The organism is Acinetobacter terrae (assembly GCF_002135195.1).
GTDB classification, from domain to species: domain Bacteria; phylum Pseudomonadota; class Gammaproteobacteria; order Pseudomonadales; family Moraxellaceae; genus Acinetobacter; species Acinetobacter terrae.
Genome location: NZ_NEGF01000009.1, coordinates 72,842 through 85,983 on the forward strand (window position 1 = coordinate 72,842; position 13,142 = coordinate 85,983).

10 protein-coding genes are annotated in these 13,142 nt (G+C 40.7%); 9 read left to right on the forward strand and 1 reads right to left on the reverse strand.

The features are described 5' to 3' along the window. Positions 1 to 128: 128 nt before the first annotated feature. The 4 genes from B9T23_RS10930 (at position 129) to B9T23_RS17165 (ending at position 6,967) form a co-directional block, all read left to right on the forward strand. Positions 129 to 1,691: a sensor domain-containing diguanylate cyclase gene (locus B9T23_RS10930; RefSeq protein ID WP_086194118.1), complete on the forward strand. Its 1,563-nt coding sequence runs from the start codon at positions 129 to 131 to the stop codon at positions 1,689 to 1,691. A gap of 274 nt (positions 1,692 to 1,965) precedes the next feature. Further along, on the forward strand, positions 1,966 to 3,027 hold the full coding sequence (locus tag B9T23_RS10935; protein WP_086194119.1) for an RNA-guided endonuclease InsQ/TnpB family protein: 1,062 nt from the start codon (positions 1,966 to 1,968) through the stop codon (positions 3,025 to 3,027). A 54-nt stretch (positions 3,028 to 3,081) separates the two neighbouring features. Then, positions 3,082 to 6,537, forward strand: coding sequence for an MASE3 domain-containing protein (locus tag B9T23_RS10940; RefSeq protein ID WP_086194120.1), 3,456 nt, complete (start codon positions 3,082 to 3,084; stop codon positions 6,535 to 6,537). A 166-nt stretch (positions 6,538 to 6,703) separates the two neighbouring features. Then, positions 6,704 to 6,967 (forward strand): universal stress protein, encoded by a 264-nt coding sequence (locus tag B9T23_RS17165; RefSeq protein ID WP_086194121.1) that lies wholly within the window; start codon positions 6,704 to 6,706, stop codon positions 6,965 to 6,967. Here B9T23_RS17165 and tnpA read toward each other — a convergent pair. Continuing rightward, entirely contained in the window at positions 6,920 to 7,330 is a 411-nt protein-coding gene (gene tnpA / locus B9T23_RS10950) for an IS200/IS605 family transposase (protein ID WP_214645436.1), read from the reverse strand. The genes B9T23_RS17165 and tnpA overlap by 48 nt on opposite strands. Positions 7,331 to 7,354: 24 nt before the next feature. Between tnpA and B9T23_RS10955 the strand changes: the two genes are divergently transcribed. From B9T23_RS10955 to B9T23_RS10975, 5 genes are all read left to right on the forward strand, one after another. After that, positions 7,355 to 8,422: an RNA-guided endonuclease InsQ/TnpB family protein gene (locus B9T23_RS10955; RefSeq protein WP_086194123.1), complete on the forward strand. Its 1,068-nt coding sequence runs from the start codon at positions 7,355 to 7,357 to the stop codon at positions 8,420 to 8,422. Between the two features lie 27 nt (positions 8,423 to 8,449). Beyond that, a complete protein-coding gene (locus B9T23_RS10960) occupies positions 8,450 to 8,725 on the forward strand; it encodes a universal stress protein (RefSeq protein WP_086194124.1) in 276 nt (91 codons plus the stop codon). Between the two features lie 43 nt (positions 8,726 to 8,768). Next, a complete protein-coding gene (locus B9T23_RS10965) occupies positions 8,769 to 9,269 on the forward strand; it encodes a Dps family protein (protein WP_067723696.1) in 501 nt (166 codons plus the stop codon). A gap of 251 nt (positions 9,270 to 9,520) precedes the next feature. Beyond that, positions 9,521 to 11,221, forward strand: a complete 1,701-nt coding sequence (locus B9T23_RS10970) for an NAD-dependent malic enzyme (RefSeq protein WP_086194125.1) — start codon at positions 9,521 to 9,523, stop codon at positions 11,219 to 11,221. A 348-nt stretch (positions 11,222 to 11,569) separates the two neighbouring features. After that, complete coding sequence (locus B9T23_RS10975) at positions 11,570 to 13,135, forward strand: sensor domain-containing diguanylate cyclase (protein WP_086194126.1); 1,566 nt, start codon at positions 11,570 to 11,572, stop codon at positions 13,133 to 13,135. Positions 13,136 to 13,142 lie beyond the last annotated feature (7 nt).

A 13,142-nucleotide genomic window follows, 5' to 3' on the forward strand; every position in this document is an offset into this window, starting at 1 on the left:
CAGAGGCAAAAGACTCGGCTTGAAATTTAATTTAGTTACTGAAATCTGTAACTTAGAGCTGAGAAAAATTATTTATAAAATAAGTTTTATGATATAAATATAATAAATCATCACTTAGGATTGATCTAGTGAGACAGGTTTTATTGGCGCTCAACTTAAATTTGCGCAGGTTAATCTTACTTTTAACCATTCTGAGTGTGACCTGTCTGTTTGTCTTTGCTTTATTCTTTGTAAATTATACAGTTAAAGAACGACTAATAGATAATTCCTTGGCGTTAAATGCAGAATATTCATCCAGAATTGCTGTACATACCAACTATCAGTTTGAGGAAATATTAAAAAATTTAAGATTCAGCACCCAGGTACTAGGCAAAAATTTTTCCAATGAAAGCTTGAGAAGCAGTGAAGCGGCGCGACTAAAAAGCCAGTCAGGAAATTTCAACAGTGTGTTTCTGGCTGACAGTGAAGGTCATATCATTTCATTTTTCCCGACGACCTTAAAGATTGATTCAAAACAGATCCAGAAAACATATGGCATTACCGAGTCACTCAGGCACAAGCAAACTTATATTTCTTCTCCGTACTGGTCTTCGACGAAAAAACTGATCGTCATTGTTTCTGAACCGATCTTTGATGACAAAGGACAATATTTGGGTTTTATTGCGGGCACGATTTATCTGCAGAGTAAGAATTTGGTCAGTGAAATGCTGGCATCCAAATATGGCTATAAGAAAAATTATACCTATGTCATGGATGACCAAAAACGAATCATTTTTCATGCCGATACTCAGCAAATTGGCCAGAAAGTCCAGACCAGTGACGGATTAACAACGATGCTGAATCAACAGGATGGAGCTTTCCGCCTGATGAACAGTAAAGGAATAGACAGTCTGGTCGGTTTCTCGCATATTCCCAGTGTGAACTGGATTGTGGTGTCACAGCAGCCGATTGATGAGCTATTTGCTCAGGCCAACAGCATCATTTTCAAAGTGTCCATCGGAATTACACTATTCTATTTATTCATTTTCTTTATGGTCTGGCGTTTATCTGGTTTTATTGCACTGCCTTTAAACCATTTAGCGAAAATGGCCAGTATGCTCAGTCGGCCGGATGTTCAGGAAAAAATTAACAAAATCGACCCTTTGTATTTTGAAGTCGATCAATTCAAAAATTCCCTGATGCTAAGCTGTCAGAATTTTAATGAAAAAATTGATGAGCTGAATCAGTCGGTGAATACCGATCCGCTGACCGGTTTATACAATCGCCGTGGGATGAACCTGTTTATTGAAGAATTTGTGCGTATGCGTACCGAGTTTGCTGTGCTGGCAGTGGATATCGACTTCTTTAAAAAGGTGAACGATACCTATGGCCATGACAAAGGCGATGTGGTCTTAAAAAGGCTGGCGAGCGTGATGAAATATCATTTTCGTGACAATGATATTTGCTGCCGTTCAGGGGGGGAGGAGTTTATTATTTTAATGGCTACTTCGGATCCGGAAATTACTTTTCAGGCCGCGGAACGGCTACGAAAAGCGGTTGAACTCACAGAGATGGAGGATATGGGAACGGTGACCATTTCAATTGGTATCGCTTACTGGCCTCGAAATTCTGAAGATGTAGAGGACGTTCTGAGAATGGCGGATCAAAAACTGTATCAAGCCAAGCATGAGGGGCGTAACTGTACGCGCTAGATTCCAGACATCCACTAATTAAAATTCACCGTTGAGCCTAATCTATCTTATTGGCTGTAAACAGGTTTTATCCATTTATTCACAGATAATTCACATAGGCCTAATGATATAATTATCATGTAAATTTTTAGCTAACACAAAACTTTGAACGAGTTTATCAAATGGAGCATAAAACTCTGTCCTTCAGGGCAGAGATATAAGCGACACGACATGAAATGTCGTTGGATTTTTTTAAAATCAACACCTTTAATTTAACATGATCTAAAATAAGCCCATGAAAACACTTAAATTACGCATAAAAGACAAACATTGCAAGGTGCTAGACCAATTAGCATCTGAGGTGAACTTTGTTTGGAATTATGTGAATGATTTAAGTTTCAAACACCTAAAAAGAACAGGTGACTTTTTCTCAGCATTCGATATGGCTAAATACACAAAAGGGACTTCAAAATTGTGTGGGCTGCATAGTCAAACGGTGGATGCAATCAGAGAAGAATATGCTGGTAAAAGAAAACAGTTTAGAAAAGCAAAATTAAAATGGCGTGTGAGTAACAAGAAGTCAGCAAGACGTTCACTTGGTTGGATACCTTTTAAAAAAGTAGCGATTAAATATGCTGATGGCTATGTTCAATACGGCAAGCATCAATTCATGCTATGGGATAGCTACGGTATAAGTAAATACAGCGTTAGAACAGGCTCATTCGTTGAGGATAGTCGTGGGCGCTGGTATGTGTGTCTTGTTGTGGATAGCCCTAAAACTGAGAAAACGACTGCAACTAAAGCGATCGGGATTGATCTGGGCTTAAAAGATTTAGCCACCTGCTCAGATGGTACTGTGATTTCAAATCCTAAATTCTATCGAAAATATGAGAATAAATTAGGTATAGCTCAACGAGCAAGAAATAAAAAACGTGTACGTGCATTACACGCCAAGATTGCAAACTGTCGTAAAGACCATTTGCATAAAGCAAGCACTCTGCTTGTGAAAGAAAATGCACTGATTGTTGTAGGTGACTTAAGTGCGAAAAAGCTGGTGAAAACCAAGATGGCAAAATCTGTTTTGGACACAGGATTTTCAGCACTCAAAACAATGCTCAAGTATAAATGCGAGAACGCAGGGGTCTTGTTTGAAGAAGTCAATGAAGCCTATACCACCCAGATCTGCTCGTGCTGCAAGAAAATATCAAGCAGTAGTCCGAAAGGTAGGGTTGATCTTGGAATGAGAGAATGGACATGCCAGAACTGCGGTACAGTCTGGCAGCGGGATTTGAATTCTGCCCTGAACATACTCGCGCTTGGGCATGAGCGTCTAGCAGTAGGAATCCCCTTGCTTTAGCTGGGGGAGGATGTCAATACCTAAGACCATTTGCGAATCTCATCAAGGAATTTTATGCCTAAATCATCTCGTGACTTATTTTCACCGGATGTATTCGACCTCAAGTCGTTTATTTCTCCTTATATGATGCTGATTCCTCCGACGATTTTTGCCTTGCTGATCTGGTGGACCAATCAAAGTTTTGGTTTCCTGTTTACCCATACCGTGGCGGAACTGATTTCAATCATTATCGCGCTCACGGCTCTGATTGTGACCGTGGTGTCACGGCATTTTACTAAAAATTATTTTGTGGTTTTCATTGCCATCGCGATTGGCTGGTGTGGATTTATTGATTTGTTCCACACCCTGCTCTATAAAGGCATGCAAATTCTTCCGGTGGACAGTGCCAATCAGGCGACCCAATTATGGATTGGCGCCCGGTTATTGCAAGCCTTTGCTATGCTCGCCGCGCCGTTCATGCTGACACGCGCGATCAAGCCTGTCCCGTTGAACCTGTTTTTTGGTCTGCTCAGTGTCGGGATTGTCAGCGCAGTGATGCTGGGTTTCTTCCCAACCGCCTTTATTGATGGGCAGGGCCTGACCTCTTTTAAAATTTACAGTGAATATCTGATTATTGCGGTTCTGGCATTAGCGCTGTTACTGGTCTGGCAGCGCCGCGAATATTTATCAGCACAACTGGCGTTTGGTGTCAGTCTTTCTATGCTGACCATGATGGCCTCTGAATTTACCCTTACTCAATATGTGTCCGTGTATGCCGATGCCAATCTGCTGGGGCATATTCTGAAAGTCTATTCATACTGGTTTATTTATATGGCGCTGGTCGAGTCGACCATTAAAGAGCCTTTTAGCATGCTGTCCAAGGCCGCCAGCACCTATGACGCCATTCCGGATCCGACCTATATTGTCAGTTCCAGCCAAACCATTCAGCAGGTCAACTTGGCAGCAGCGCAGCTGCACGGCATTCCAGCGATACAATTGAGCGGACGCTCTGTGCATGAACTGGTGCATGATCCTCTGGTAAAGGCCGAAGATTGCCCGGTGTGCTCCCGATTGCAGCAGGCACCGCAAGAGTTTTTAATCCAGCTGACCTTGCCGGATCACAAAACGGTCGAGTGTCATGTGGCACCTTTTGCGGAACGGTTGGGTGAAAAACCGGTCTGGGTCATGGTGGTGCACGATATTACAGAACGTCAGATTTTACTGCAGGATGTACAGAAGCGCGTGAAAGAAGTACGTTGTCTGAACCAGATTAATCAGCTCTGCAACCACACGCATATCGGCATGACGGAGCTGTTGCATAAAGCCATGGAAATAATTCCTTCCGGCTTTTCATCTCTAGAACGGATTCATCTGCAGATTCACAGTGACTGGGGTGTTTTTGGCACAGCACCTCGTGCTCAGACACCTTGTTTGCAGTCGGTCTTTGCCAATGAGACCCAGCAATTCGGTACCTTAAGCATCTGGTATGATCCGGCAGCGGATGCCCCGGCTTTTCTGGATGAAGAGCAGAGTTTAATCGATCATATCACCAGTCAGATCACCGATGTGTATACCCGGCTACAGTCCCAGGGGCGTGTAGCACGGTTGACCTATCTTTATCAGCTGCTCAGTGAAACCAACCGGGTGATTGCACATAGCCAGAATCAGCAGGATTTGCTGACGGAGTTGCAGCAGGTGCTACTGAAGCTGGGTAGTTTTGCTAAAATTTTGATTGCACTCAAAGCGGATGATGGGGATGACAGCCCGCTTGTGATTCAGTTCCATTATAATATTAGCGCAAATATTCTGACGACCTTGCAGACTGTCTTGCAGCAGAATGAAAATCCTCCGTTGAATCAGATGAAAAATACCAGCCCAGAGGTGGATGTCTATACCTATACCTTAGTCAATGATCCTGATGAGAATGTTTCTCCAGAATACCGGGCGTGGAGACAGTACTTAGAACAGGAAAAGGTGCGTCAGACGGCATTGATCCCCTTATTGTTTGAGGGGAATTTTTGGGGACTAGTGGGGCTGTATACCACGGGGCAAGTGGAATTTGATGAGGAGCAAATTCAGCTGCTGCAAAATCTCTCAAGGGATATTTCTTCTGCGCTGGAGCGTTTTTCAGCGGAGCAACATCGCAAAACTGCCGAGACCTATTCGCAGCAGATGGAACAACGTTTCCAGCAGGTGTTTTTGCAGTCTCCCGTACCGATGCATATTATTTCCATGCAGGATGAACGAATTCTTGCGGTTAATTTAGCCTATGAAAAATGGCTGGGATATAACCTGGAAGATTTTCAAAATCGGGAAGCCTGGCTAAAAAAAGTGGCGCCTAATGCAGAACAAAGACAGTTTATGCAACAGAACTGGGAAGAGGCATTGCAGCTGGCGAAAAATGGCAAACAGGTGCAATTTCCTGAAATTACTTTGGTGGCAAAAGACGGTAGTCACCGTATTGCACAGCGCACGCTGGCGATTGTCGGCAATGATGTGATTTTGGCTTGGGCCGATCTTACAGCCATCCGGAAAACCGAACAGGCATTACGAGACAGCGAGCAGCGTTTCCGTGGCATGGTGGAACAAACCGTGGTCGGAATGTATGTACTGCGCGACAATCAGTATTTATACGTCAACCCAAGTTATGTCGATATGCTGGGTAGGTCTACTACAGAGCTTACGGGACATAATATCCTGGAGTTTACTGATGCGACAATAGACACTCTTGCTGCGATTCACCAAGAGGAAAACCCGTTACAGACTGCAGAACACTCGGACACGCCGTATACAGTTCCATTCCGACATCAAAATGGCCAGATCCGTGAATTTTCCCTGCATACCCGTCGCATCATCTGGGATGATGGTTTGCCTGCCTCGATTGTAATGGCACAAGACATTACCGAACAAAAGCAGGCACAGGACCAGATTGCCCATCAGTTGGAACATATGGAAACCATCATGTACGGCACTTTGCAGGCCGTATCCACCATGGTAGAGTTACGTGATCCTTATACTGCGGGGCATGAACGCCGTGTCGGACTGATTGCCAGTGCGATTGCCAAAGAAATGGGTTGGGATGAAAAACGCTGTCTACAGATGGAAGAAATTGGACTGGTACATGATATTGGCAAAATTGCGATTCCTTCCGAGATTCTGACCAAACCTTCACGTCTGACCTATCTGGAAATGGAAATGATGAAAGGGCATGCACAGGCTGGTTATGACATTCTCAAAGATATTCCTTTCAATATTCCAATTGCTGAAATCATTGGCCAGCATCACGAACGGATGGATGGCACGGGTTATCCTAAAGGATTAAAAGGTGATGAGATTCATCCTGAGGCGCGTATTCTGACGGTGGCCGATGTGATTGAGTCAATGGCTTCGCATCGTCCATATCGTGCTGCTTTGGGCATAGATGTTGCACTTTCAGAAATTTTACGCGGACGTGGAACGATTTATGATCCGGAAGTTTGTGATGCAGCAGTACGTTTAATTAAGGAAAAGGGATATGTCCTGCCAAGTTAAACAGGTTTGATGATCAGGTGAATAGCAGCCAAAAAGCTATTCACTTTTTTTCAAGTTGAGTCAATATCAGCTGAGAATTTTACAGTTTTAAATGCTTTAAATTGAAGCTCTAGCAACCTTATGTTATTTATAACTCAATAGAAGGCTAATATTTGGAGTTTCACCGATGTCATACCAGAATATTTTAGTACCAGTCGATGGTTCAAAAAATTCTTTCTCAGCGGTAAAACATGCGGTCGAAATTGCTAAGGTCTTTGATAACAGGTTGACCTTAATCAGTCTGGTTTCAGAAGATCCATCTACAGATGCAGATTTCTATTACCAAATGGAGCGTAAAGCCCCATCCTTGATGGTTGGGGATATAAGCGACTACCGCAAGGTGTTAATGTGGTGTTTGTTGTTGCTCAATATACTGTTTGGTAATTTCTAGTGGCGCACCACCACAGCTAGAAGCGAAATAGCTAGGCGACCACAAAGAACCACCCCATAATTTAGACTTAATTTCGGGATATTGTTTTCTTAAATGTCTGCTTGATACGCCTTTTAAGCTGTTCACTAAATTTGAAACAGCCACTTTGGGAGGGTAATTAATTAGCAAATGAACATGATCGTCCTCTCCGTTAAATTCAGTTAATTCAGCTTCAAAGTCTAAACATACTTTTTTAAACATCTCTCTCATTGAATCTAGCATGTCTAAATTAAATACATTTTTTCGATATTTCGTCAAAAAGATCAAGTGAACGTGCATATTAAAAACACAGTGACGACCTGTTCTTATCTCTTGATTTCCCATAATAGACCAACTATATTATAAAGCATGAAAACACTTAAATTACGCATAAAAGACAGACATTACAAGGCACTAGACCAATTGGCATCTGAGGTAAACTTTGTCTGGAATTATGTTAATGATTTAAGTTTTAAGCACCTCAAAAGAAAAGGTGAGTTTTTAAGTTCATATGATATTGATAAGTACACTAAGGGCGCATCTAAAGAGTGTGGATTGCATAGCCAAACTATTCAGGCGATTTCGGCTGAATTGGTCACACGTAGAAAACAATTCAAAAAAGCGAAACTCAAATGGCGTGTCAGCAACAAAAAATCAGCAAGAAGATCACTTGGATGGATACCATTCAAGAAAGTAGCAATCAAATATGCTGATGGTTTTGTTCAATATGGCAAGCATCAATTTAAAATATGGGATAGCTACGGATTAAGTCAATACAGTATTAAAACAGGTTCATTTGTCGAGGATGCGCGTGGCCGCTGGTATGTCTGCTTGGTTGTGGATAGTCCTAAAACTGAGAAATCGACAGGAACTAAAGCGATCGGGATTGATTTGGGCTTAAAGGATATAGCCACTTGTTCCGATGGTACGGTAATTTCAAATCCCAAGTTCTACCGTCAATATGAACAGAAATTAGGGATTGCTCAACGAGCAAAGAATAAAAAGTGTGTCCGTGCATTACACGCCAAGATTGCAAACAGTCGTAAAGACCATTTGCATAAGGCCAGTACTGAACTGGTCCGGGAAAATGCACTGATTGTTGTAGGTGATCTGAGTGCGAAAAAACTAGTGAAAACCAAAATGGCAAAGTCTGTTTTAGATGCAAGTTTTTCAGCACTAAAAACAATGCTCAAGTATAAATGCGAGAACGCAGGGGTAATGTTTGAAGAAGTCAACGAGAGATTCACAACCCAAATCTGTTCGTGCTGTGGTGAGATCACCGCAAGCAGTCCGAAAGGTAGAGCAGATTTGCGAATAAGAGTATGGGAATGTGAATGCGGAAGTGTAAATCAACGTGATTTAAATTCTGCTAAGAACATACTTGCGCTTGGGCATAAGCGTCTAGAAGTAGGAATCACCCTCCTTTCAGGTGGGTGAGGATGTCAATATTATGTATCTGCTTCAATGAAAGAACACTTTATCCAAGCCTATGCGAATGCAGAAGAGGTATTAAAACAAGCAAGCGAAATTGCATATGCGGCGGGTGTTCAAGTAGAAACAAAAGTCCTAAAAAGCGTACTGTTTGAAGAGGGTATTGTTGAAACTGCCAAACAGCTTGAAACTGATCTCATTGTGATGGGATGGCATGGTCGTAAAGGTTTTAAAAAATGGATACTCGGAAGTGTGGCCACAGCTGTACTTTGCTCAACGGAATTGCCCGTGATGGTCATAAAATCTTAATGTCTATATAACATATACACTTAAAATATAAGGAGTCTAAAAAATGGCGAGTTCTAAAAAAGAATCTAAAACAATGAAAATTGATATTGGCATTTCTCATAGTGATCGTGCCAAAATTGTTGAAGGTTTATCCAAACTGCTAGCGGATAGCTATACCTTGTATTTGATGACCCATAACTTTCATTGGAACGTGACTGGGCCACAATTCAATAGCTTACATAACATGTTTATGACTCAATATACGGAGCAATGGAATGCCTTGGATATCATTGCTGAGCGAATTCGTGCTTTAGGCTTTCCTGCTCCTGGAACCTATAAACAATTTGTAAAATTAACCGCAATTAAAGAAGTAGAAGGTGTTCCTAAAGCCGAGGAAATGGTCAGCCTGCTGGTTAATGCACATGAAACTGTTGCGCGAACTGCTCGAAGTCTCTTTTCCATCGTGGATGAAGTTAATGACCAGCCAACAGCTGATCTGATCACACAAAGACTTGAAGTCCATGAAAAAACAGCCTGGATGTTAAGAAGTCTTTTAGAAGAGTAACAATCTAGAGTTAGTCTGCCAATTTTTATATAAATTGGCAGACTGATCATTCTTGATTTAAGAAAAGTGATTTTGCTTTGCCGATTAAATTTTGCTTATTCGCTATTTTTATTCACCGATAAAATCACTTGTGGATTGCTATCAAGCTTATAAATATCAAATTGTCACCAAATAGGGCTAAGCTAGACTCTGGTCAGATGGGATTGAATTCTTCTGCATTCCATCGACAATACGTCAAAATGAGATTGGAAATGACAACTGATAATTTGGCTCAAAAGCACCCTTTATATATTCCTTATGCGGGTAATACCCTTTTAGAACTCCCATTGTTAAACAAAGGTTCTGCATTTACTGAACAAGAACGTAGTCACTTCAATTTGCACGGCCTTATTCCTCATGTCATTGAAAGCATAGAGGAGCAGAGCCAGCGTTCCTATCAACAATATTGTGCTTTTAATGATGCGATCAATAAGCACATTTACCTGCGCAATATTCAAGACACCAATGAAACTTTGTTCTATCACTTAATTGAGCATCATTTAACTGAAATGATGCCGATCATTTATACCCCAACAGTGGGTGAAGCTTGTCAGCGTTTTTCCGATATTTATCGCCGCCATCGCGGAATTTTTATCTCTTATCCAGATCGAGCCCATATTGATGATATTTTACAAAATGTGAATAAAAAAAATGTCAAAGTCATTGTTATTACTGACGGTGAACGTATTTTAGGTTTGGGTGATCAAGGTATTGGTGGGATGGGCATTCCGATTGGAAAATTGTCTTTATACACTGCATGTGGTGGCATAAGTCCTGCTTATACCTTACCGATTACTTTAGATGTTGGTACCAATAATTCGCAATTGCTGAACGATCCTATTTATATGGGTTGGAATCAGCCACGCATTAGTGGAGATGAATATTATGAATTTGTCGACCATGTGATTGCAGCCATTCAGCGCCGTTGGCCAAAAGCTTTGATTCAATTTGAAGATTTTGCCCAAAAAAATGCCATGCCTTTATTAAATAAATATCGTGATCAAATTTGTTGTTTTAATGATGATATTCAAGGCACGGCAGCGGTGTCCGTGGGGAGTCTGATTGCTGCTTCGCATGCTGCAGGTAAACAACTGAAAGATCAGACAATTGCCTTCTTGGGTGCAGGCTCAGCTGGCTGTGGTATTGCTGAACAAATTGTGGCGCAAATGGTGACTGAAGGCTTAACCGATGCGCAGGCACGTGCTCGTATTTATATGGTTGACCGTTTTGGCTTGATCACTGAAAACCAGCCAAATTTGCTTGATTTTCAACGTAAGCTCGCGCAAAAACCAGACAATGTGGAGCACTGGGGCAATGCGCAAGAAATTATTTCCTTACTCGATGTAGTACAAAATGCCAAACCCACGGTGTTAATTGGTGTGTCGGGTCAAGCAGGTTTATTTACTGAAGAGATCATCAAGACGCTGGCAGCTAATTGCGAACGTCCCATTGTTTTGCCATTGTCGAATCCGACTTCACAAGTTGAAGCCGTGCCAGCAGATATTTTGCAATGGACCGAAGGCAGGGCACTCATCGCAACTGGCAGCCCATTTGTGCCTGTTAATTATCAAGGTAAGATTTACAACATCTCGCAATGTAATAACTCTTATATTTTTCCTGGCATTGGTTTGGGGGTGATTGCCTCTGGTGCAACTCGAGTAACCGACAGTATGCTGATAGCATCGAGTAATACCTTGGCAGCATGCTCACCCATGTTACAGAATCCAGAAGCTAATCTACTCCCTGATTTGAATGAAATTCAGCAGGTATCTAAGATTATTGCTTTTAAAGTGGCCAAAGCAGCAATGGAAGCGGGGGTTGCACCGCTCATCTCTGATGAGTTGTTAACTCAAGCCATCGAAGCGAATTTCTGGAAGCCGAACTACCGTGATTATAAACGGGTCACATTCTAATTTTCATGAAAGTAATTTTAGTAGCTGAGTGAATATTAGAGAGTTAACCGAGTTATGTAAGTAGCTCGGTTTTTTAAATAAAGAGTCATTCGTTTAGCTGCTGATTGAACTGGGAATGGGGTGGTTTTCTAAATAGCACGATATATAAATTGTAGGAAAATTAGGGATTAAAGTGCAGAAGTTTAAAGCAGATAAATCACGCTATCTTTAAGTATTTGAATCAATAATTTTATTTTATTATGATTAAAAAATATACATAGTTGGGTTTATTACAAATCAAATTGTTAAGTTATTTGGCAAATATGTTATAAAGTGTAAACTTGGACACGGTATTGCGAGATTGCGTTTTTGAAACAGATTCTCTTGGCACTTAAATTAAATCTTCGTAAACTGATCCTGATTTCAACCATCGTCAGTGTTTCGTGCTTATTTATTGTTTCTATATTTATTCTCAATTATGTGATTAAAGAGCAGCTCATTCAGAACTCGCTTTCAGTGAATGCCAAATATGCGTCAAAGGTTGCCACCAGTGCAAATCAGCATTTCGGTGATATGCTGAATGAGCTAAAGTATAGTGCTAACCTGTTAGGACAGGATTTTTCTAATCACCAATTAACAAAAGAAGAAGTAAGACGGATTAAAAACCAATCAAATAGATTTAATAGTGTATTAATTGTTGATAAGCAAAGAAAAATCGTCTCTTTTGAACCGAAAAGTTTAAATCTTAATACCCATATTTTATATAAAACAGTGGGAATTACTGAATCCTTAAAGCATAAAACGACTTATATTTCTTCGCCTTATTGGTCAGTTAAACATAATCTTGTTGTACTTCTGTCTCAACCTATTTATGACCAGAATAAAAATTATCGCGGCATGATGGGTGGCACGATTTATTTACAAAAGAATAATCTAATTCAGGAAATGCTTTCAACGGAGTATGACTTTAAAAAAAGTTATATGTATGTTATTGATCAGGATAATCGCATTATTTTTCATCCTGATCATTCAAGAATTGGAGAAAAAATTATCAATAATAATGGTCTGGACTATATAGTGCGTACACGGATGGGGAGTGTCCGGTTAATCAATAGTCGTGGTGTCGAAAATTTGGCAGGTTTTGCATACATTCCGAGTGTGAACTGGATCGTAGTTTCCCAGCAACCGACAGAAGAGTTATTAAAGCAGGCCAATGCTATTCTTTTGAAAGTTTCTATTGGCATTTCTATCTTTTATTTTTTTATATTTTTTATAGTTTGGAGAATGTCGCGCTTTATTTCTTCACCTTTAAATAGCTTGGCCAAAATGGCTAGCATGCTCAATCAGCCAGACATTCAAGATAAAATCAAACAAGTTGATCCTTGGTATTTCGAAGTATTAAAGTTTAGAACGTCTTTGCTACTCAGTTCACAAACGTTCAGTGAAAAGATTACTGAATTGCGTCAACATGTGAATACCGATCCACTGACGGGTTTATATAATCGACGTGGTATGCAAATCTTCTTAAAAGAATTGGTGAGTTTAGGAAGAAGTTTTGCTGTTCTGGCTATTGATATCGATTTTTTTAAGAATGTTAATGATACCTATGGTCATGATCAAGGGGATATCGTTTTAAAAACCTTTGCCAATTTTATGAAAAATAATTTCAGGGATGAAGACATTTGTTGTCGCATAGGAGGAGAAGAGTTTATTGTCTTAATGACGACTTCCGATCCCAAGGTCGCCTACAATGCTGCCGAACGTTTAAGAAAAACAATGGAATCAAGCAATATCAATTCTATCGGACCCATTACAATATCTGTTGGAATGGCATTTTGGCCTAAAAACTCAGATGCTGTGACTGAAGTTTTTAAAATGGCTGATAATAAACTTTATCAAGCTAAAAATAGCGGACGTAACTGTATTCGTTATTAAATAGTGG